General features: G+C 68.9%; 20 protein-coding genes. 14 read left to right on the top strand and 6 right to left on the bottom strand.

Going from position 1 to position 20799, the window contains the following annotated elements:
- Positions 1-63: 63 nt before the first annotated feature.
- Both V5E28_RS00275 and V5E28_RS00270 read left to right on the top strand, forming a co-directional pair.
- Complete coding sequence (locus V5E28_RS00275) at positions 64-1128, top strand: magnesium and cobalt transport protein CorA (protein WP_442945758.1); 1065 nt, start codon at positions 64-66, stop codon at positions 1126-1128.
- A gap of 303 nt (positions 1129-1431) precedes the next feature.
- Complete coding sequence (locus V5E28_RS00270) at positions 1432-2256, top strand: sporulation protein (protein ID WP_336203765.1); 825 nt, start codon at positions 1432-1434, stop codon at positions 2254-2256.
- 65 nt (positions 2257-2321) lie between these two features.
- Here V5E28_RS00270 and V5E28_RS00265 read toward each other — a convergent pair whose 3' ends face one another.
- Entirely contained in the window at positions 2322-2606 is a 285-nt protein-coding gene (locus tag V5E28_RS00265; RefSeq protein ID WP_336203763.1) for a hypothetical protein, read from the bottom strand.
- Positions 2607-2865: 259 nt separating this feature from the next.
- Between V5E28_RS00265 and V5E28_RS00260 the strand changes: the two genes are divergently transcribed.
- The 9 genes from V5E28_RS00260 to V5E28_RS00220 all read left to right on the top strand — a co-directional run bounded on the left by V5E28_RS00260 (position 2866) and on the right by V5E28_RS00220 (position 14472).
- A complete protein-coding gene (locus V5E28_RS00260; RefSeq protein ID WP_336204900.1) occupies positions 2866-3279 on the top strand; it encodes a potassium channel family protein in 414 nt (137 codons plus the stop codon).
- Positions 3280-3511: 232 nt separating this feature from the next.
- Complete coding sequence (locus tag V5E28_RS00255; protein WP_336203762.1) at positions 3512-4027, top strand: class I SAM-dependent methyltransferase; 516 nt, start codon at positions 3512-3514, stop codon at positions 4025-4027.
- A 444-nt stretch (positions 4028-4471) separates the two neighbouring features.
- Positions 4472-4561: a K(+)-transporting ATPase subunit F gene (gene kdpF / locus V5E28_RS00250; protein ID WP_336203760.1), complete on the top strand. Its 90-nt coding sequence runs from the start codon at positions 4472-4474 to the stop codon at positions 4559-4561.
- Positions 4561-6222, top strand: a complete 1662-nt coding sequence (kdpA, locus tag V5E28_RS00245; protein WP_336203757.1) for a potassium-transporting ATPase subunit KdpA — start codon at positions 4561-4563, stop codon at positions 6220-6222. Before kdpF ends, kdpA begins: the two co-directional genes overlap by 1 nt.
- 1 nt (position 6223) lies before the next feature.
- Entirely contained in the window at positions 6224-8329 is a 2106-nt protein-coding gene (gene kdpB / locus V5E28_RS00240) for a potassium-transporting ATPase subunit KdpB (RefSeq protein WP_336203755.1), read from the top strand.
- A complete protein-coding gene (locus tag V5E28_RS00235; RefSeq protein WP_336203753.1) occupies positions 8330-9199 on the top strand; it encodes a potassium-transporting ATPase subunit C in 870 nt (289 codons plus the stop codon).
- 51 nt (positions 9200-9250) lie between these two features.
- Positions 9251-11797: a sensor histidine kinase KdpD gene (locus V5E28_RS00230; protein ID WP_336203752.1), complete on the top strand. Its 2547-nt coding sequence runs from the start codon at positions 9251-9253 to the stop codon at positions 11795-11797.
- Complete coding sequence (locus tag V5E28_RS00225; RefSeq protein ID WP_336203750.1) at positions 11794-12462, top strand: response regulator; 669 nt, start codon at positions 11794-11796, stop codon at positions 12460-12462. The genes V5E28_RS00230 and V5E28_RS00225 overlap by 4 nt, the downstream gene beginning before the upstream one ends.
- A 225-nt stretch (positions 12463-12687) precedes the next feature.
- A complete protein-coding gene (locus V5E28_RS00220; protein WP_336203749.1) occupies positions 12688-14472 on the top strand; it encodes an APC family permease in 1785 nt (594 codons plus the stop codon).
- Positions 14473-14615: 143 nt separating this feature from the next.
- Here the strand turns inward: V5E28_RS00220 and V5E28_RS00215 are convergent, their stop codons facing one another.
- Positions 14616-14786 (bottom strand): potassium-transporting ATPase subunit KdpA, encoded by a 171-nt coding sequence (locus tag V5E28_RS00215; protein WP_336204899.1) that lies wholly within the window; start codon positions 14784-14786, stop codon positions 14616-14618.
- On the opposite strand from V5E28_RS00215, the gene V5E28_RS00210 reads away from it, so the two are divergent.
- Positions 14739-15353 carry an alpha/beta fold hydrolase gene (locus tag V5E28_RS00210; protein ID WP_336204898.1) on the top strand — a complete coding sequence of 205 codons (615 nt, stop codon included), beginning with the start codon at positions 14739-14741 and terminating at the stop codon, positions 15351-15353. The genes V5E28_RS00215 and V5E28_RS00210 overlap by 48 nt on opposite strands.
- A 206-nt stretch (positions 15354-15559) precedes the next feature.
- On the opposite strand, the gene V5E28_RS00205 is transcribed toward V5E28_RS00210, so the two are convergent.
- The 4 genes from V5E28_RS00205 to V5E28_RS00190 form a co-directional block, all read right to left on the bottom strand.
- Positions 15560-17185, bottom strand: coding sequence for an ABC transporter permease (locus V5E28_RS00205; RefSeq protein WP_336203747.1), 1626 nt, complete (start codon positions 17183-17185; stop codon positions 15560-15562).
- Positions 17182-18087, bottom strand: coding sequence for an ABC transporter ATP-binding protein (locus V5E28_RS00200; RefSeq protein WP_336203746.1), 906 nt, complete (start codon positions 18085-18087; stop codon positions 17182-17184). Before V5E28_RS00200 ends, V5E28_RS00205 begins: the two co-directional genes overlap by 4 nt.
- Positions 18084-18740, bottom strand: a complete 657-nt coding sequence (locus tag V5E28_RS00195) for a TetR/AcrR family transcriptional regulator (RefSeq protein ID WP_336203745.1) — start codon at positions 18738-18740, stop codon at positions 18084-18086. Before V5E28_RS00195 ends, V5E28_RS00200 begins: the two co-directional genes overlap by 4 nt.
- A gap of 409 nt (positions 18741-19149) precedes the next feature.
- Positions 19150-19884, bottom strand: coding sequence for an alpha/beta fold hydrolase (locus V5E28_RS00190; RefSeq protein ID WP_336203744.1), 735 nt, complete (start codon positions 19882-19884; stop codon positions 19150-19152).
- A 54-nt stretch (positions 19885-19938) separates the two neighbouring features.
- Between V5E28_RS00190 and V5E28_RS00185 the strand changes: the two genes are divergently transcribed.
- Positions 19939-20316 (top strand): cation:proton antiporter domain-containing protein, encoded by a 378-nt coding sequence (locus V5E28_RS00185; protein ID WP_336203743.1) that lies wholly within the window; start codon positions 19939-19941, stop codon positions 20314-20316.
- 153 nt (positions 20317-20469) lie between these two features.
- Positions 20470-20799 (top strand): PadR family transcriptional regulator, encoded by a 330-nt coding sequence (locus V5E28_RS00180; RefSeq protein WP_336203742.1) that lies wholly within the window; start codon positions 20470-20472, stop codon positions 20797-20799.

Raw genomic sequence — 20799 nt, 5'->3', positions numbered from 1 at the left:
TTGTGCGATATCTTGGGCGTGTTCTTCCGGATTCGGCCGGACCGGCCCGAGGGCGAGGAGTCGATGGACCCGCGCGGTCGCCGCTCTGCTCGACCGTTCGAGGGCCAGGTGGTGGACGCGGCCGTCTACCAGCGTGGGCAGCGCGTCGACAGCCCGTCCACCCCCGCCGAGGTCCGCCAGCGGCTGGCCCGCCAGCCGGACGTGATGGGCTGGATCGGCCTGTTCCAGCCCGATGAGGCGCAGCTGGCCGCGCTCGGTGAGGACTTCGGCCTGCACGAGCTGGCGATCGAGGACGCCGTAGTCGCCCACCAGCGGCCCAAGCTGGAACGCTACGGCGAGACGCTGTTCGTGGTGCTGCGCGCCGCCCGCTACGACGACGCCGCCGAACAGGTGGAGTTCGGCGAGATCCACCTGTTCGTTGGCCCCGACTTCGTGTTGACCGTCCGGCACGGCAACGCCCCCACACTGCACCCGGTACGCGAGCGCATGGAAACCGACCCCGGGCTGCTGGCCCGCGGCCCCGAAGCCGTGCTGTACGCGGTGCTCGACCACGTCGTCGACGGCTATGCCCCCGTCATCGGCGGATTACAGAACGACATCGACGAGATCGAGACCCAGATGTTCGGCGGCGACCCCGGCGTCTCCCGCCGCATCTACGAGCTGTCGCGCGAGGTGATCGAGTTCCAGCGGGCCACCCGCCCGCTGCTGACCATCCTGAACGGCCTCACCGCTGGCTTCGCCAAGTACGGCACCGACGAAGAACTCCAGCGCTACCTGCGTGACGTGGCCGACCACGCCACCACCGTGGCCGAAAGAGTGGACGGCTTCCGCCAGATGCTCGCCGACATCTTGACCGTCAATTCCACCCTCGTCTCCCAGGCCCAGAACGAGGAGATGAAGCACATGACCCAGGCCAGCCTCGCCCAGAACGAGGAGATCAAGAAGATCTCCTCCTGGGCCGCCATCCTGTTCGCCCCCACCCTCATCGGCACCGTCTACGGCATGAACTTCGAATCGCCCGGCATGCCCGAACTGCGCTGGAGCTATGGCTACCCCTTCGCCCTCACCCTGATGGTGCTCACCTGCCTCGGCCTGTATCTGATATTCAAACGCCGCGACTGGCTCTGATCACGCCCCAGGACGACGGATCTCGTTCAGCGCCTCAGTTGTGCGCCGTCGCCCTGGTGGCCGTTATGGGCGCGCTCACCCTGGTGCTCACCACCGCAGGCCTGACTCGCTGAGGCTCAGGGCGCTGCTTGAGGCCTTTGACCGTACCGGCCCTGCCGTCTTCAGCAGTGGCGGTCGTGTCTGCGCCCGAAGAAGCTGCTTACGGTGGACCTTCTGGACAGGGTTTCGTGGCCGCCGGAACCCCGGCCCCCTGCCCGGTCGTTCAAGCGAGTGGCTCAATCCATTTGAGGCGGGAGAACAGCCGTGGTCTTCAAACGGATGATCAGTGCCTTTGGCGCCGACGCGCCCTCGATGGACACCATCCTGGCCACGCCACGGACGCAGCCTGGCGGCACGCTGGCCGGTGAAGTCCGGCTGAAGGGCGGCGACGTCGACGCCGGCCTCGAAGGTGTCGCCCTCGTGCTGGTCGCGCGGGTGGAGCCGGCGCAGGCGGGAGCCGGTGAGCAGAGCGGGTTCGAGGAGTTTCTGCACGCTCAGATCTCGGGCCCTTCCCTCCTTCGTCGGGGCGAGGAACGGGTGATCGGGTTTCAGATCATGGTCCCGTGGGAGACGCCGATCAGCGAGATCGGGGGCCGGCATCTGACCGGGCCGGCGTTGGGAGTGCGTACCGAAGTCGCCGGCGCTACGGCGGTCGAGCAAGGCGATCTGGACATGGTCGTCGTCAAGCCCGCGCCTTCGCAGCTACGCGTCCTGCAGGCCTTCCCCCAACTCGGCTTCTACTTCAAGGGCACTGTCCTGGAGATGGGCCGGCTGAACGGCGTGCATCAGGACTTGCCGTTCTACCAAAGGATCGAGTTCTATCCCCCCTACCATCATGCCGGTGCCGTACACGAGGTGGAGCTGGCGTTCGTCTCGAGTCGGTCCGGGTTGGCAGTGGTCTTGAAAGCGGATCAGCATTCTGCTCGCCATCCTTCTGGCGGTGCCATCGGCCGCTTCGAGATGAGTCATGAGGAAGCGCTGCATACCGACTGGCCCAGTGAGGTCGACCGCTGGTTGATGGGCCTGACTCACGCCCGCGGTCAGCAACACGAGCAGCAGCACCGCGGCGAACCAGGCTACGGGCGATAACCGGCATCCGAGCGCTGGTTCACGCTTCGCGAGGCGCGCCTGGCCGTAGCGCCGGCCCGGGCAGGTCAGGCCGTGGGAACCAGGCGGGGGAGCAGGCCGAACAGCGCGATGGCGAGCCCGGCCAGGGTCCATACGGCGGGTAGCTGGGCCAGAGCGGCGCCCAGCACAAGGGGGACTCGCTCGGCGGCGTCGCCGCTGGTGGCGCCGTAGGCCAGGCCGAGTGTCAGCCCGAGAACGACCAGGACGAAGGCCAGACCGAGCAGGATGAAGGCCAGGTGGCTCGCCGCCCAGCCGAGACGGCCACCCCGACGACCAGGATCGGCTCTCGTCGCCGTCGTCGCCGTGATCACCTTGGCCTAGCCGCACCGCAGCGGGTGACTCGGGCGAGGCCGGAGGTCGGCTGGACGGCAGTGCCGTGTGGCGTCGAGGCGTGGGCGAAGACTGCGATGTCGTCTATGGCGTTGTCGTGTCAGGAAACTACGCCCCTTGATGATTTCTTGACAGCTGGGCGTGCTTCGTCCGCGTCATCCTTGGAGGGGGCGCGTTGGACGGCTCGGTAACCGCCTGACCAGAGGGAGGTCATCTTTGACGCGTGGGGACGGCTTGGCGGTGCTCGGTCTGGGGCGCTTCGGCGGCTCGCTCGCGCTCCACCTGGCCATGGAAGATGGGAACGTCCTCGGGGTCGACAAGGATCCTGAGGTCGTCCGGTCATTGGCCGATAGCCTCGACCGGCTCGTCGTGGCGGACACGACTGATCTGGAAGTGTTGCGGCGCCTGGGGGTGGCCGGCTTCAGGCAGGTGGTGGTGGCCATCGGGCAGGATGTCGCAGCGAGCGTCCTTACCACCTCCTTGCTCGCCGAGCTCGAGATCCAGGAGATCTGGGCCAGGGCCGCGACTCCTCGCCACGCAAGAATCCTCGAGCGTGTCGGCGCTCACCGTGTCGTGCTGCCTCAGCAGCGCATGGGGGAACTGCTTGCTCGGGAGATGAGCGGTCGGTCGCCTCGGCGCCAAGACAACGTATGAATGCGCGCTTTGTTCATCAGAGTCGCGTAGGTATCGCACTCATGCCCAACAAATGTCCTGATAGTGGAAATAGCGCATTCAGGAGGCCCGGACAGTGCATACCGAAAATTCCCTCATTACATCGCAGGATAGGCGAGCCATAGGCGTGGGGATGGAGCAATTCCATCATCCACGGCCGGTCGGCCTCGGAATCGGAAGCCGCACGCACCCAACGCCGCAGCGTAGGCGGCTCATGGCGCAACTCGGCGGGCGTGTCCTGGAGATCGGCGCGGGCGATGGTCTCAAGCTCACCTGTTATCCACCCGGCGTGGACGAGATCCTCCTCGTCGAGCCGGACCCCTTCCTGCGGGCGGCGGCGAAGGCGGTAGCCGCCGATCTGCCAACCCCTGTCCACCTTCTCGACGGCGGTCTGACGCGGCTGCCGAGCCCCGACGGCTCCTGTGATGTCGTTGTCTGCTCCCTCATCCTGTGCTGCTCCTCCCGGCTCGCCGAGACGTTCCAGGAGATACGGCGGGTGCTGCGGGCGGGCGGTGAGCTGCGCTTCTATGAGCACCAGAGGTCGAGCAGGTGGCCGATCGCGTTGTTGAGCGGTCTGGCGACCCCCATCTGGTCGCGCGCCGCGGGCGGCTGCCATCCCGCTCGCGACATCCTCGGCGCGATGGAGCGGGCGGGGTTCGGCGTCGGGAGTTCGGAGCGGTTCGCCTTCCGCGGCTTCGATCATGTCCTGGGCGTCGCCCGGCCCCGCTGACACACTGCAGTCTCGCTGCTCCACGGCCTGCAGACCCACCGTGAACAGATCGAGCACGGTCCCCGCGTGAAGCATCCGTGAGGGCGGGTGATGTGCCCTGGCCGGTGTGGACTACGTCTCGACGCTGGGCTACCAGCCAGGATCGCCGGGGCTGATCAATCCGGTGCCGCGTGCCTGCTCGATACGGCCGGAGCGGTGGGGCTGTTGGTGCCGCGATGTGCCGCGTACGAATCGCGTCAAGATTCACGCTATGGCCGTATGGACTCTGTCAAGAACGGCAAAACGACCCAATTTCGGAGATTTCCTAGGTCTGTAGCCGCTCGCCCTGGGCGGTTAATCAGGTGTTCCGAATTGAGGAGTGGGGATGGCTGACGTCATCTTCGTCGCCCTGACGATCGCGATCTTCGTGGTCTTCGGGCTGATTGTTAGGGCGGTGGAGCGTCTGTGAGCGCGATCAACGCCACCGGTCTGGTGGTCGTCGTGGCCTTGGTGATCTTCATGGTCGCCGCCCTGCTGTTTCCGGAGCGCTTCTGATGAGCACGACCGCAGCAGGGATGATCTTCGTTGTCTGCCTGATCGCCGCGCTGGCCCTGGTCCACAAGCCGCTCGGCGACTACATGTACCGCGTCTATACCAGCGTCCGGCACACCGTGGTCGAGCGGGGCGTCTACCGGCTGCTTGGCGTGCGGGCCGACGCCGAGCAGAGCTGGGGCGTGTACGCGCGCAGCCTGCTGGCGTTCTCGGTGATCTCGATCCTGGTCGTGTACGGCATCCAGCGGCTGCAGGACAGGCTGCCGCTGAGCCTGGGCATGGCGCCGGTGACCGACCACATCGCCTGGAACACCGCGATCAGCTTCGTCACCAACACCAACTGGCAGGCCTACTCGGGTGAGTCCACGATGGGTCACCTGACCCAGATGGCGGCGCTGGCGGTGCAGAACTTCGTGTCGGCGTCGGTGGGCATGGCGGTGGCGGTCGCGCTGGTACGCGGTTTCGCCCGGCGCAAGGCTGAGACGATCGGCAACTTCTGGGTCGACCTGGTGCGCGGCAGCATCCGGATCCTGCTGCCGATCGCGTTCGTCGGCGCGCTGGTGCTGGTCGCGGGCGGGCTGATCCAGAACCTGTCCGGTGGGCTCGAGGTCGCCACGCTGACCGGCGGCAGCCAGCACGTCACCGGCGGCCCGGTCGCCTCGCAGGAGGTGATCAAGGAGCTGGGCACCAACGGCGGCGGCTTCTACAACGTCAACTCCGCGCACCCGTTCGAGAACGCCACGAGCTGGACGAACTGGTTCGAGATCTTCCTGATCCTGCTGATTCCGTTCGCGCTGCCCAGGACGTTCGGCAAGATGGTCGGCCAGGTCCGGCAGGGGTATGCGATCCTCGCCGTGATGGCCACTCTCGCGCTGGCCGGCGTGCTGCTCACGAACGTGTTCGAGCTGTCCGGCAACGCCACGGTGCCGCAGGCGGTGGGCGCGGCCATGGAGGGCAAGGAGATGCGGTTCGGCGTCTCGAACTCGGCTACCTTCGGTGCCGCGACCACGCTGACCAGTACCGGCGCGGTGAACTCCTTCCATGACTCCTACACGCCGTTCGGCGGCATGATGACGATGTTCAACATGATGCTGGGCGAGGTCGCGCCGGGTGGGGTCGGCGCGGGCCTGTACGGCATGCTCATCCTCGCGGTGATCACCGTCTTCGTGGCCGGTCTGATGGTCGGCCGCACCCCGGAATATCTGGGCAAGAAGATCGGCGCTCGCGAGATCAAACTCGCCTCCATGTACTTCCTGGTCACCCCGATGCTGGTGCTGATCGGCACCGCGTTCGCGATGGGCTCGGCGCAGCAGCGCGCGAGCATGCTCAACTCGGGGCCGCACGGCTTGTCGGAGGTCCTGTACGCCTTCACCAGCGCCTCCAACAACAACGGCTCGGCGTTCGCCGGCCTGACCGTCAATACCCCGTGGTATGACGTGGCGCTCGGTCTGTGCATGGTGTTCGGCCGGTTCCTGCCGATCATCTTGGTGCTGGCGCTGGCCGGGTCGCTGGCCCGCCAGTCGCCCGTGCCCGAGGGCGCCGGCACGCTGCCGACGCACCGGCCGCAGTTCGTCGGCATGGTCGTCGGCGTGACGATCATCTTGGTCGCCCTCACCTTCCTCCCGGCGCTCGCGCTCGGGCCCATCGCAGAAGGACTGTCCTGATATGTCAACCCCAGTCGTCGAAGCGTCTCCTGCGTCGAAGCGGAACGGTCGCGTGGGCGGGGGTCTGCTGGATCCCAAGCAGCTGGTCGTGTCACTGCCGGGCGCGTTGCGAAAGCTCAACCCCGCCACGCTGTGGCGCAACCCCGTCATGCTGATCGTGGAGGTCGGCGCGGTGTTCACCACCGTGCTGGCGGTCTTGAACCCGTCGTTCTTCGCCTGGGCGATCGTGGTGTGGCTGTGGCTGACCGTGATCTTCGCCAACCTGGCCGAAGCCGTCGCCGAGGGGCGTGGCAAGGCGCAGGCGGCCACGCTGCGCAAGGCCAAGACCGGCACCCAGGCGCGCCGGCTGAAGAGCCGGACCTCCCCCGATTGGGACGTGATCGGCGCGGCCGAGCTCAAGCAGGGCGACTTCGTGATCGTCGAGGCGGGGGAGACCATTCCCGGTGACGGCGACGTGATCGAGGGGATCGCGTCGGTGGACGAGTCGGCCATCACCGGCGAGTCCGCGCCGGTCATCCGCGAGTCCGGTGGCGACCGGTCCGCGGTGACCGGCGGCACCCGGGTGCTCTCCGACCAGATCATCGTCCAGATCACGCAGAAGCCCGGCGAGAGCTTCATCGACCGGATGATCGCCCTGGTCGAGGGGGCGAACCGGCAGAAGACGCCGAACGAGATCGCGCTGAACATCCTGCTGGCGGCCCTGACGGTCATCTTCCTGGTCGCCACCGCCACCATGCAGCCGCTGGCCATCTACGCCAAGCTGATCAACCCGGGCGTGCCGGACTCGCTCGCGCTGGACGCCGACGGTGTCACCGGCGTGGTGCTGGTCTCGCTGCTGGTCTGCCTGATCCCGACCACGATCGGCGCGCTGCTGTCGGCCATCGGCATCGCCGGCATGGACCGCCTGGTGCAGCGCAACGTGCTCGCCATGTCCGGCCGCGCGGTCGAGGCGGCCGGGGATGTGTCCACGCTGCTGCTGGACAAGACCGGCACGATCACGCTCGGCAACCGGCAGGCGGCCGAGTTCATGCCCGCGGCCGGAGTCACCGAGCAGGAGTTGGCCGAGGCGGCGCAGCTGTCGAGCCTGGCCGACGAGACGCCCGAGGGCCGCTCGATCGTGGTGTTCGCCAAGGAACGCTACGGCCTGCGCGAGCGGGAGATCCACGGCGCCGAGTGGGTGCCGTTCACCGCCCAGACCCGCATGTCGGGTGTCAATCTGGAGGACCGTGAGGTCCGCAAGGGAGCCGCCACGGCGGTGATGAAGTGGGTGCGCGATGCCGGCGGTCACCCGACCGACGATGTCGGCCACATCGTGGACGGCGTCTCGGGCTCCGGCGGCACCCCGCTGGTGGTGGCGGACAAGGGCCGCGTGCTGGGCGTGATCCACCTGAAGGACGTGGTCAAGCAGGGCATGCGGGAGCGGTTTGACGAGATGCGCCGGATGGGCATCCGCACCGTGATGATCACCGGCGACAACCCGCTGACCGCCAGGGCCATCGCCGACGAGGCCGGGGTGGACGACTTCCTGGCCGAGGCCACTCCCGAGGACAAGCTGGCGCTGATCAGGAAGGAGCAGGAGGGCGGCCGGCTGGTCGCGATGACCGGCGACGGCACCAACGACGCCCCCGCCCTGGCCCAGTCCGACGTCGGCGTGGCGATGAACACCGGCACCTCGGCCGCCAAGGAGGCCGGGAACATGGTCGACCTCGACTCCAACCCGACCAAGCTCATCGAGATCGTGGAGATCGGCAAGCAGCTGCTCATCACCCGGGGCGCGCTGACCACGTTCTCCATCGCCAACGACATCGCCAAGTACTTCGCGATCATTCCCGCGATGTTCGCGGCCGTCTACCCGGGCCTGGACGCGCTCAACCTCATGCGCCTGGCCAGCCCGCAGTCCGCCATCCTGGCCGCGGTCATCTTCAACGCGATCATCATCATCGCGCTGATCCCGCTGGCCCTGCGCGGGGTGCGCTACCGGCCGGCCAGCGCCTCCAAGCTGCTGTCACGCAACCTGTACCTCTACGGCCTGGGCGGCATCATCGCGCCGTTCGTCGGCATCAAAATCATCGACCTGCTCATCCAGTTCCTGCCGGGGATGTCATAAATGGAACGCCTGCCAAGCTGGCTGCGCCAGCACCTCGCCGCGCTCCGTGCGGTCGTCGTCCTGACCGCGTTGCTCGGCCTGATCTACCCGCTGGTCACCACAGGCATCGCCCAGGCGCTGTTCAACGGCAACGCCAACGGCTCGATCGTCCAGTCCGGCGGCAAGGACGTAGGAAGCGCGATCATCGGCCAGTCCTTCACCGACAAAGACGGCAACCCGGTCGCCAAGTACTTCCAGTCCCGGCCCTCGGCGGCCGGTGACGGCTACGACCCGACCTCCACCAGCGCCAGCAACCTGGGCCCCGAGGACATCGTGGACACGCTGCCGGTGCCCGGCGCCAAGGACGAGCAAGGCAATCCGGACCAGGGCCGCCAGTCGCTGCTCACCCAGGTGTGCGCCCGCTCCAAGGCGATCGGCGAGCTGGAAGGCGTCAGCGGCGCCCGCCCGTACTGCACCCCCGACGGGGTCGGCGCCGTGCTGAAGGTCTTCCCCGACCACGCCGTCAGCGTCAACCAGGCCTGCCCCGCCACCCCCTTCACCGCCACCTACCAGGGGCTGAAGGTGGAGTGCGGCAAGCCGGGCGAGGACTACGCGACCGGCCGGACCATCCCGGTCAAGGGGAACGCGGAAACCCCCGCCGTCCCGGCTGACGCGGTGACGGCCAGCGGCTCCGGCCTGGACCCGCACATCTCCATCGCCTACGCCGACCTGCAGGCGCCCCGCGTCGCCAGGGAACGCGGCCTGCCCACCGACCAGGTGAAGGCGCTGATCGGCGAGCACACCACCGGCCGGGCGCTCGGCTTCATGGGCGAACCCGCCGTCAACGTGCTCGAACTCAACCTGGCGCTCGACGGTGCACGAACGAAGTGAGTGCACGAACATGCACGGGAGTCTGCTCATGAGACCGATGAAGGAGGCCTCGTGAGCAGGGGCCGGCTGCGGGTCTACCTCGGGGCGGCCCCCGGGGTGGGCAAGACGTACGCGATGCTGGGCGAGGGCCGCCGCGGGCTGGAGCGTGGCCGGGACGTGGTCGTGGGTTTCGTCGAGACCCACGGCCGCGCCCGGACCGCCGCCCTGCTGGAGGGCATGGAGCTCATCCCGCGCAAGACGATCGTCTACCGGGGCGCCACCTTCACCGAGCTGGACGTGGACGCGGTCATCGAACGGGCGCCCAAGGTCGCGCTGATCGACGAGCTGGCTCACACCAACGTGCCGGGCTCGAAGAACGTCAAGCGCTGGCAGGACATCGACGAGGTCCTGGACGCGGGCATCGATGTGATCTCCACGGTGAACATCCAGCACCTGGAGTCGGTCAACGACGTCGTCCAGGAGATCACCGGCGTGCCGCAGCGCGAGACCGTGCCGGATCAGGTGGTGCGGCGGGCGGACCAGGTCGAGCTGGTCGACATGGCGCCGGAGGCGCTGCGCCGCCGTATGGCCCACGGCAACATCTACGCTCCCGTGAAGGTCGATGCGGCCCTGTCGAACTACTTCCGCGTCGGCAATCTGACCGCATTGCGTGAGCTGGCGCTGCTCTGGGTCGCGGGAAAGGTCGACGATCAGCTCGATCGCTATCGCGCCGACCACGGCATCGCCACGACCTGGGAGGCCCGCGAACGTGTCGTGGTCGCCCTGACCGGCGGCCCTGAGGGAGACACGCTGGTACGCAGGGCAGCCCGCATCGCCGACCGCACCAAGGGAGCCGACCTACTCGCGGTGCACGTGACCAGCGCCGACGGGCTGGCCGGGGCCGATCCGGCCAGCTTGACCCGCCAGCGCACGCTGGTCGAGGACATGGGCGGCACCTACCACCAGGTCGTCGGCGACGACATCCCGCGCGCGCTGCTCGACTTCGCCCGTGGCGTCAACGCCACCCAACTCGTCCTCGGCGCCTCCAGAAGGGGCCGGTTCGCCCAGGTCTTCTCCCGAGGCGTCGGGGTGGAGACCACAGCCCGATCGGGCTCCATCGACGTCCACATGATCACACACGACGAGGCCAAGAGGGGGCGCAGGAGGCCGGCGCACTCGCGCGCCGCGCTGACCCGCGCGCGCCGGCTGAGCGGCTGGGTGCTGGCGGTGGCCGGGATGCCGGCGTTGACGGCCGCGCTGTCGCCGTTCCGCGACGTGCTGTCGCTGCCGAGCGAGATCCTGATCTTCCTCTGCCTGACCGTCGGTGTGGCGCTGGCAGGCGGCATGTGGCCGGCCATCACCGCGGCAGTGGGCGGATCCCTGCTGCTCAACTGGTACTTCACGCCGCCGGTCGGCGAATTCACCATCAACGATCCGGAGAACTTGTTCGCCCTGGTGGTGTTCGTACTGGTCGCGGCCGCGGTCAGCACCATCGTGGACATCGCGGCTCGCCACACCAGGCAGGCGGCCCGCGCGAGCGCGGACGCAGAGTTGCTGTCCACGCTGGCCGGGCACGTCCTGCGCGGCCAGGCCGCCGTGCCCTCCCTGCTGGAACGCATGCGCGAGACGTTCGGCCTGACCTCGGCCACCCTGCTCGAACGCCGGCCTGAGGCCGCTCGTACCCCCGTCGACCAGTCGGATCCGGACGCCTGGCGGATCGTGGCCACCTCCGGCGGCGCTCCGTCCACCTGCCCGGGCCAGGCCGACACCGACGTGGTCATCGACGACGACATGATCCTGGCCGCCCACGGCGGCCCGCTGGACGCCGCCGACCGTACGGTGCTGGAGGCGTTCGCCGCCGAGGCCGCCGTCGCCCTCCGCCAGGAACGTCTCCAGCAGGCGGCCGAACAGGCCCGCCCGCTTGCCGAGGCCGACAAGATGCGCACCGCGTTGCTCGCCGCCGTCAGCCACGACCTGCGCACCCCGCTGGCCTCGGCCAAGGCCGCCGTCGAAAGCCTGGGCAACACCGAGGTCGCCTGGAGCGAGCAGGACCGCGCCGAGTTGCTGGCCACCGCGGAGGAATCCCTGGACATGCTGGATCGTCTGGTCGCGAACCTGCTCGACATGAGCCGTCTGCAGGCAGGGGTGCTCGGCGTCACCCGGCAACCGATCGCTTTGGAGGAGGTCGTCCCGCGCGCCATCGACGACCTCGGCCCGCTACGCGACCGGATCGAGGGTGACATCTCCACCGAGCTGCCCGAGATCCTCGCCGATCCGGTCCTGCTGGAGCGCGTGCTGGTCAACCTCATGTCCAATGCGGTCCGTTACAGCCCGCCGGACAAAACGGTGCTGATCACCGCGAGCTGGCACGGCGACCACATGGAGATCCGCGTGATGGACCGCGGCCCGGGCATCCCGCCCGAGGCCCACGACCGTGTCTTCCAGCCGTTCCAGCGGCTCGGCGACCGCGACAACCACTCCGGCGTCGGCCTCGGCCTCGCTCTGTCACGCGGGCTGACCGAGGCCATGGGCGGCACGCTCGTACCGGAAGAGACACCAGGGGGAGGTCTCACCATGATCCTCACATTGTCCATTTCGACCCGGGCATTGACGTCGTGACCCGCATCCTCGTCGTCGACGACGAACCGCAGATCCTTCGCGCGCTGCGCGTCAACCTGGTCGCCCGCCACTACGAGGTAGCCGTCGCCGCAGACGGTGCCGCGGCCCTGCGCACCGTCGTCGATACCTCCCCGGACCTGGTCATACTCGACCTTGGCCTGCCGGATCTGGACGGTGTGGACGTCATCCATGGCCTGCGCGGCTGGAGCAGCATCCCGATCATCGTGCTGTCCGGTCGGGCCGGCAACCAGGACAAGATCGAAGCCCTGGACGCCGGCGCCGACGACTACGTGACCAAGCCGTTCGGCATCGGCGAGCTGCTGGCCCGGGTGCGGGCCGTGAGCCGCCGCGCGTCCATCCAGGAGGCCGAGCTGGCGAGCATCCAGTTCGGCGACCATGTCATCGACCTTACGAACAAGACGGTCTCCGGGGATGTGCATCTCACCCCCACCGAGTGGCACATCCTGGACCTGCTGCTTCGCCACCCCGGCAAGCTGATCAGCCAGCGTCAGATCCTCACCGAGGTGTGGGGTGAGAGATTCGTCAAGGAGACGCACTATCTGCGCCAATACATGGCTCAGATCCGCCGCAAGCTCGAACACGACCCGGCCCGCCCTGCCCATCTGATCACCGAAGCCGGCATGGGTTACCGCTTCACACCGTGACCCCGCCCTGGAGGCGAGCCTGACGGCCTTGGTCGGCACAGAGACCGGGCCGGACAGCTGACGCGAATGTGAATGCCGTGAATCACGGAAAACGGCGGCCGTACTTTCCGCGTAGTTATTTGCGCTCTTGACGCCAGAGCTGCGTATAGACCGCCAGCGAGGTCGCTCACCCGGGCCACCATGGTGATGAAATTTCCCATTCAGGAGCATTGTGCAATGTCTAGTGTGAAAACTCCCCCTGCCGTCAAGGAGCCCGCGGATACCGGTGAGCGGCATCGGCTGTCCGTAATCGGCGGGCTGGCCGCGTTGTCGCTGGACGCGATGGCATCGGTGGCCTACGGGCCCGAAGCGATCGTCCTGGTTCTCGCTCTCGCGGGCGGGGCCGGGCTGGGGTTCACCATTCCGGTCACGCTGTCCATCGCCGCGCTGCTGGCGGTGCTGACCTTCTCCTACCGGCAGGTCATCGCCACCTTCCCCGAGGGCGGCGGCGCGTACGGGGTGGCCAAGACCTATCTGGGGCGCCGGGCCGGCCTGGTCGCGGGCGCCTCGCTGGTCATCGACTACGTGCTCAACGTCGCGGTCTCGGTCGCCGCCGGGGTCGCCGCGCTCACCTCCGCCTTCCCGGAGCTGCTGCCGTACACGGTGTGGATCTGCCTGGCCGTGCTGGCCCTGGTGACCGCGATCAACCTGCGCGGCATCGCGCACAGCGCCCGCGCGTTCATCGCCCCCACCGCCCTCTACGTCGGCGCGATCTTGCTCGTCATCGTGGCCGGGCTGATCCGCGACGAACCCGCCGTCGACGTCTCGCACCAGGTGGGCGGCCTGCAAACGGTGGGTGTTCTGCTGCTGTTGAAGGCGTTCGCGAACGGCTGCGCGTCGCTGACCGGCGTGGAGGCCATCGCCAACGCCGTCCCGTCTTTCAAAAGGCCCCGGGTACGGCGGGCGCAGCGGGCCGAGGTCGCGCTCGGCGGCCTGCTGGCTGTGATGCTGCTGGGCATCGCCGCGCTGATCGGGAAGTTCGCGATCGCCCCGGTCGACGGGGTGACCGTGCTGGCGCAGGTCACGCAGGCGTCGCTGGGCGATGGGCCGCTGTTCTACCTGGTGCAGTTCGCCACCGTGGTGCTGCTGGCGCTGGCCGCCAACACCTCCTTCGGAGGGCTGCCGGTGCTGGCCCAGCTGCTGGCCCGCGACAACAACCTGCCCCACTTCTTCGCCCTGCGCGCCGACCGGCAGGTGCACCGCTACGGCATCGCCTTCCTGACCGTCACCAGCGGCCTGCTGCTCATCGTGGCCGGCGGCGACATGAACCTGCTGGTGCCGCTGTTCGCGATCGGGGTGTTCGTCGGGTTCACGCTGTCGCAGGCCGGCATGGTCTGGCACTGGCTGGCGGACCGGCCGGCCGGATGGCGGTGGCGGGCTCTGCTGAACGGGTTCGGCGCCCTGCTCACGTTCGTGGCCGCGATCGTGGTGACAGTGTCGAAGTTCGGCGAGGGCGGCTGGCTGATCGTGGTGGCGCTGCCGCTGCTGGTGGCGGGCATGGAATGGGTCAACCGCTCCTACGCGCGGATCGGTGCACGGCTCGAGCTGGGCACAACCCCGATGCCGCCGCGGCCGCGCCGCTCGCTGGTGGTGGTGCCCGTGCACGCCGTCACCCGGCTGACCGGGGACGCGCTGTCGGCCGCGCTGTCTCTCGGCGACCGGGTGGTGGCCGTGAACATCAGCCATCCGGAGGATGAGCGGCAAGCGCGGGCGTTCGTCGAGGACTGGGAACGGTGGGATCCGGGCGTGGAGCTGGTTCAGCTCTTCGACGCCCACCGGCGCCTCGATCAGCCGCTGCTCACCTACCTCGCGCAGGTGCCCGAGCAGCACGTCTTCGTGCTCATCGCCGAGGTCGAGCCCGAGCACGCCTGGCAGCGGATGCTGCAGAACCAGCGCGGAGCCGTCCTGGCCAGGGCCCTGCGCCGCCGTACTGACGCGGTGGTGTGCCGGATGCGATTCCGCGTCTCATGAGACCCACGGGGAGTGGATGTGGGCTGCCCGCGGTAACCGGCCGCGCGGCCTCGCCCTTCTCATCGCTCTGCTGTCCGGGCTGCCGGCGGCGGCCTCCGGCTGGCGGAGGGGCGCCTCACGCACGGTCCGGCGGTGCAGCGCCCTCAGGAAGGCGTCCGCGTGCGCCTCGTCCACCACCCGGGCGAGCCGAGCGACAGGGCGGGCAGGAATTTGAGCAGCGCCAGGATCAGTGCGGCACCCGTTGCCAGGGTCACGAAGTTGATTCCCTGGGTGCGCAGGGGGCCGGCAGTCGCCGCCACGGGCTCCTGCCGCATCATCCGCCCGGCCAGAGCCAGGACGAACCCGCCAGACCGCCGGTCCCCGGCAGACCCTGCGGCCACTCCCTCGGCGGCGCGATCGCCCTGGCCTGCGACTCGCCCCGGATCGCGGCCCGGGTCCTGATCTCCACCGGCGGCCTGACCCGCCTGCAGGTCGGCCCCGCGATGCTCGCCGCGACCATGCTCTGGATGGCGCGCCCCTCCCAGGCCCACAGTGCGGCCCTGCTGCGCCGGTTCGTCGCCCCCGACAGCACCCCACCCGCCACGCTCATCGACTGGTACACCCTCGTCGCGCGCCACTGCCGCTCCAGCCTCGCGCCACCCGCCCTGCGACCCGAGACGCTGCAGCGGTGCCGATCCGTGCCCTGCCTGGTGGCCACCGGCGAACACGACGCCTTCCTCCCGCCCCGGCGACTGCGCCCGGCAGCCCAGCGCCACCTGGCCACCTCACTACGCGTCATCCCCGCCACCGGACACCTCGTCACCGACGAACAACCCCAGCAGATCACCGCCCTCCTCGATGAGATCTCGGCCCTCTTGACGGGGCCACAATCAGCCGCGTGAGCCGATCCGCCTCCCGCACGCCGACGCGGGTGCCCTGACTGGGCCACGGGCCCTCGGGTCGCTCGCGGAAGGCGTCGGTTGAAGAGGTCACCAGCCCCCGGACGTAGCGGGCCAGATCGGCGTAGGAAACTGGGCAATGGGTCCGCCCGCACGCCACCGCCCGAGGGCACTCCCATGGTGGCGGGCCGGCCGCGAGTCTGTCGTGCCTACACCGCGAGGTTCCTGCGGCGGAACAGCGCCAGCCCGGCCGTTGTCAGGGCGGCGGCCACGATGACCAGCGCTGCGAGCGGTCCGGCGGTGACTTCAGCCGCGGGGATCGGCGGCACGTGGCTGAACGGCGACAGGTCGCGTACCGCCTCGGGCAGTCCGAACACCTCTCCGAGTAGCCCGCAGACGATGCTCGCCACGAGTCCTGCCCAGGCGAGCGGGACGGTCAGCCGGGGCAGCAGGCCGAAGACGAGCACGACGAAGCCGGCCAAGGTCAGCGCGGCGGGCAGCTGCGCCAGCCCGGCGCCGATCAGCGGGCCCACGCCGGTAACGCCGCCGACTGCCACATCGGCCACCCCCATGCCCGCGCCGGCCAGCACCAGCAGCGCGGTCGCGCCGATCACCGCGCATGCCAGGTGTGCGGTCACCCAGCGGATCCGGCCCACCGCGGTGGCCAGCACGGCTTCGACCTGTCCGCCGGCCTCCTCCGAACGCAGCCGCAGCAGCGCCTGGACGACGAAACCTGCTGCCAGCACGCCGTACACGTTCATCATCGCCGCGTAGAAGGTGTCGGCCAGGTCGGCGACGCCGGTGCCGGCGAGCTGGTCAAGCATCTTGGTGACGCCCGGGTTGCCGGTCATCGCCTCGTTGACGGCCTTGCCGAGCGTGCCGATCCCCAGCCCGAACAGCGCACTGCCGATCAGCCAGCCGAACGTGGCGCCACGGTTGAGTCGCCATGCCAGCCCGAGCGGGCTCAGCAGTGAGCGGGCGGCCACCGCCGGCCCCGGCCTGTCGGGAATCAGGCCGGCGCCGAAATCGCGGCGATCGACCAGGGCGAAGGCCCCGGCCACGCACGCCGCCAGCAGCGCGAGCGGCAGGGCGAGCACCCACCAGACCTCCTCGCCGAACGGGCGCGCCTGCGTGCCCCATCCGATGGGAGACACCCACGACGGCCAGGCGCTGGTCACCTGGATGCCGTCCGGCGCCCGCTCACCGAGCGCGTCGCCGATACCGCGGATGAGGTAGGCCACGCCGACGGCTGTCGCGGCGAACGCGTTGGCCCCGCGCGCGCTCTGGAACAGCTGGGCGGCGACCGCGGCCAGCCCCGCGAAGGCCAGGCCGGTGGCCGCCGTCGCCGCGCCGAACGCCAGCGCGCCGTCGGCGGGCAGGTCAGCGCCCAGGAGGGTGCCGGTCAACGCCGCCCCGAGCAGCAGGTTGGCTCCGGAGACCACGACGAGGGCGGCGGTGAGGCCGGCGAACCTGCCCACGCTTCCCGCGCCGAGCATCTCGGCCCGGCCGTTCTCCTCGTTCTGCCTGGTGTGCCGGACGATCGCGAAGGTGCTCATGAGCCCGGCCAGCACCATCATGAACGCGAAGTTGCGGAAGTTCACCAGTGCGCCCAGGTCGGCGCCGACGGGTGTGCCGCGCATGAGCAGGACGGCCGGGCTGGTGCCGGCGCCCTTGAGCGCGGTGATCCGGCCGGCCTCGTCGGGGAACTCGTCGGCCACCGCCGCGGCTCCGGCCGCTAACAGCAGCACCGAACCGGCGATCCAGATCGGCAACTGGACGCGGTCACGCCGTAGGGCCAGCCGGATCAGCCGGCCGGTGCCTGTGTAGGCGCTCATCGGCCGGCGCCGATCATGGTCGCGTCGCCGTAGTGGCGCATGAACAGCTCCTCCAGCGTCGGCGGGTGGCTGGTCAGTGCCTGGACGTCGAAGTCGGCCAGATGACGCAGCACGCCGGGGAGTTGCGCCGAGTCCACGTCGAACCGGGCCCTCGTGCCGTCGGCCACCAGGTCGTGGACTCCGGGCAGGCCGGCCAGCCCGGTGACCGGCTCGGTCGCCTCCACGGTGAGCGAGGTCCTGGTCAGGTGGCGGAGCTGGGCGAGAGTGCCGGATTCGACGGTAACGCCGTCACGGATGATGCTGACTCCCGAGCAGAGGGCTTCCACCTCGGAGAAGATGTGGCTGGACAGCAGCACGGTCGCCCCGCGGGTGCTCACCTCGCGGACGGTCTGCTGGAAGGCCGCCTCCATCAGCGGGTCCAGGCCGGAGGTGGGCTCGTCCAGGACGTACAGCTCAACGTCGGAGGCGAAAGCGGCGACCAACGCCACCTTTTGCCTGTTGCCCTTGGAATAGGTGCGGCAGCGCTTGGTCGGATCCAGCTGGAAGCGCTCCAGCAGCTCGGCGCGGCGGGCTTTGTCCAGCCCTCCGCGCAGGTCGCCGAACAGGTCGATGGACTCGCCCCCGGTCAGGTTCGGCCACAGGCTCACATCGCCGGGCACGTAGGCCAGCCTTTTGTGCAGGGCGACCGCGTCACGCCACGGGTCGCCGCCCAGCAAGCGCACCTGTCCCGCGTCGGCCCGCAGCAGGCCGAGCAGCACGCGGATGGTGGTCGTCTTGCCCGCGCCGTTGGGGCCCAGAAAGCCGTGCACCTCGCCGGTGCCGACCGTGAGATCCAGGCCGTTCAGGGCATGGGTGGTGCCGAACGTCTTGACCAGACCGGACACCGAAATGGCGTCAGTCATCGTGACTCTCCTTCAGGGGATGTGCGCTCGGCCTCGTCGAGGGCGGACAGGATCCGGCCCGCGTCCTCAAGGCTGAGCATGGGGTGCGAATAGAGGTCGACGAGTCCCCGGGCGAGCAGGCGGTCGCCGTGCGGACTGAACACGTCGACGCCCATCGCCCGTGACAGGTGCTCATGCAGGATTCCGACAGACAAGGCCATGGCCGTGACGAGGGCCGCGCGGATCTCGACGTCAACGGCGGGGGGATCCGGCCGGCTCTGGTCCGCTTCGTGCAGCCAGGGCACGGTCAGCCGGGCGAGCTCGTCGAACAGAGCACCCGCAGAGCCCTCGGCCAGAGCCCGCAGCATGTAGCGGCGCTGGGGAGCGGGGACGGAGCGGGCAGCGAGCACCGCGTCCAGACCACCGGAGGCGAGGCCGGCTCTCGCCTGATCGTTGCTCCAGCGGATCATCTTGACCAGGTGCTCGTCGCAGGCCTCACGCAGGCCTTGTTTGGAGCGGAAGTGATGCCGCACCAGGCCGGGCGACACCCCGGCGGTCTCGGCGATGCCGCGCAGGGATGCCCGCTCGTAGCCGAGTTCGCCGAAGTGCCGCATGGCCGCGTCTCTGATGCGCGCCCGCGCTGTCAGGTCCTCGGGAGCCGCAGCTATGGTCACGTCGCCACTCCTATTCGTGCGTATAGCCTACTGCTGTCTTGTGTCAAGAAACTATATGTACGCGTAATGATGTACGGCTGGTCGATGCACCAGTGCTGCGCAGGCGGCCTATGGTCCTGGGCCCCCATGCCCGTCACCGCGGCGAGGAAGTCGTTAATCGCCCGGGTGCCGGGTCTCCACTGATCTTCACCGACATCTGATCTACAGCGGTCGAGTTGCCCGTACGGGGTGGACACCGACTCCAGCAGGGTGCCGCGCGTGCCGACCAAGGAGGCGAGCCGGTCGCCGGGCTCCTGGGCGCCGACCTTAAGCGAGCGCTCAAAAGACACCCGCTTCATCGCCGAGCAGGCGAGGTGCGAGCGGTTGGTGCAGCGCGCCTTCGAGAAGATCCGCGCCGGTGATTATCTGATCAGCGATCCGTCAGGAAGGCCAGCGCGTCGGGGGCGAACCGCTTGTCGGTAAAGGTGCTGCTGTGGCTGCGGCCCGAGTAGATGACCAGCTGTGCGTCGGGGATGCCGGCCACCGTCTGCCTGGCCAGGTCCAGCGGGTAGACGACGTCCTTCTCGCCGTGGATGAGCAGCGTTGCCGCTTTGATGTCGGCCAGTCGCCCGCGCAGGTCGAAGCCGTCCTCGGCGTTGAGTACGGTCGCCGCGTCCGTGTGGTCCTTCGCGCCGTCCGACAACCACAGCAGCCCAGAGAGCAGCCACCGCCCGATCGGTGACTCGGTGACGACCTCGTCCAGCGCCGGGCTGGGGCGCTTACCCTGGCGCACCCTGTCGATATACGCCCCCTGGGCCCGCTTGCCGACTGGGCCGAGGGCGGCCGCCGTGCCGCCGAGAACCAGCCGATCCACCAGGTCGGGATGGTCAGCGGCGACTTGGAGGGCGATCGACCCGCCGGTGGATATGCCGAGCACGTTGGCCGGCCCCTTGATCGCCCCGGCATAGAGGGCAGCCAGTTCGGCCATGGTCGTGGTCGGCGGCAGGCCCGGCGGGCGGTTGAGCAGGTTGACGGCGAAGTGCTCGGTGAATGGCTTGATCAGCCGCATGGTGGACCAGAGGGCGAGTCCCTTCGGGCTGGCGGCCTCGGGGGTGAAGAGCAGCACGAACAGGGGAGGGCCGTCGCCGATCGTCAGATTCAGCATGGGGTGATGCCTTCCGTTACAGCGTCGATCAGGCGGTCCATGACCGCCGGGTAGATGTCGGGCCCCAGGTGCTCGGCGTGCAGCGGAGTGTTCGTCCGGCGCCGCACCGAGGACCCCACGCTGGAGAGCGTGATCGCCCTGATCACCCCCTATCTGGCCTACGTCCTGGCCGAGGCCGCGCACGGCTCGGGCGTGACGGCGGTGGTGGCCTCGGTGATCTTCGGCGTCAAACACCACCAGCTCACCAACTCCGGGATCCGGCTGCAGTTGTCTGCGGTGTACGGAACGGTGATCTTCGTTCTGGAGAGCGTCGTCTTCAGCCTCATCGGATTGCAACTGCCCAGCCAGATCCGCCAGCTCAGCGACGACAAACAGCCATGGCTGGTGGCCGTCGTGGCCATCGTGATCGTCCTGGTGCCCGCCTTCTCCTGAAGGGGTGGGCGGCGGGCTCGCTCACGAGCAGCGATCAGGTCGCCCGCACCCGCCCGGCCTACCCCTCGGCTATTCAGTGTTGCTAGATACCGGTAGTCAGTGTTACTTTGTACCGGTAGTCAGCAACATTGAGTAGCTGAAAGGGGGTGTTCCATGGGCAAGCAGGTGACGGAGATGCTCAAGGGAACGCTGGAGGGCATCGTCCTGGCGATCCTCTCCGGCCGGCCCGCGTATGGCTACGAGATCACGGCGTGGCTGCGCGATCAGGGCTTCTCCGACATCGCCGAGGGCACTGTCTACGCGCTGCTGGTCAGGATCGAGCGGCGCGGTCTCGTCGACGTGGAGAAGGTCCCGTCGGAGAAGGGGCCGCCGCGCAAGGTGTATTCCCTGAACGCTCAGGGACGGGAGTACCTCGAAGAGTTCTGGAGGACCTGGAGCTTCCTCACTGAACGGCTCGAAAAGCTCCGCGAAGGAGGCAAGTAG

Source organism: Nonomuraea sp. LPB2021202275-12-8, assembly GCF_037044575.1.
Taxonomy (GTDB): Bacteria; Actinomycetota; Actinomycetes; order Streptosporangiales; family Streptosporangiaceae; genus Nonomuraea.
The sequence above is the reverse complement of the archived record's forward strand: the minus strand, read 5'-3'. Positions and strand labels throughout refer to the sequence as shown.

Coding starts and splice junctions, on each gene's coding strand:
- V5E28_RS00200 (WP_336203746.1), bottom strand. CDS start 18,087: ATGACTGACGCCATTTCGGTGTCCGGTCTGGTCAAGACGTTCGGCACC.
- V5E28_RS00185 (WP_336203743.1), top strand. CDS start 19,939: ATGTCGGGCCCCAGGTGCTCGGCGTGCAGCGGAGTGTTCGTCCGGCGC.
- kdpA (WP_336203757.1), top strand. CDS start 4,561: ATGAGCACGACCGCAGCAGGGATGATCTTCGTTGTCTGCCTGATCGCC.
- V5E28_RS00205 (WP_336203747.1), bottom strand. CDS start 17,185: ATGAGCGCCTACACAGGCACCGGCCGGCTGATCCGGCTGGCCCTACGG.
- V5E28_RS00235 (WP_336203753.1), top strand. CDS start 8,330: ATGGAACGCCTGCCAAGCTGGCTGCGCCAGCACCTCGCCGCGCTCCGT.
- V5E28_RS00180 (WP_336203742.1), top strand. CDS start 20,470: ATGGGCAAGCAGGTGACGGAGATGCTCAAGGGAACGCTGGAGGGCATC.
- kdpB (WP_336203755.1), top strand. CDS start 6,224: ATGTCAACCCCAGTCGTCGAAGCGTCTCCTGCGTCGAAGCGGAACGGT.
- V5E28_RS00190 (WP_336203744.1), bottom strand. CDS start 19,884: ATGCTGAATCTGACGATCGGCGACGGCCCTCCCCTGTTCGTGCTGCTC.
- V5E28_RS00275 (WP_442945758.1), top strand. CDS start 64: ATGGACCCGCGCGGTCGCCGCTCTGCTCGACCGTTCGAGGGCCAGGTG.
- V5E28_RS00215 (WP_336204899.1), bottom strand. CDS start 14,786: ATGCGGCAGGAGCCCGTGGCGGCGACTGCCGGCCCCCTGCGCACCCAG.
- V5E28_RS00255 (WP_336203762.1), top strand. CDS start 3,512: ATGGCGCAACTCGGCGGGCGTGTCCTGGAGATCGGCGCGGGCGATGGT.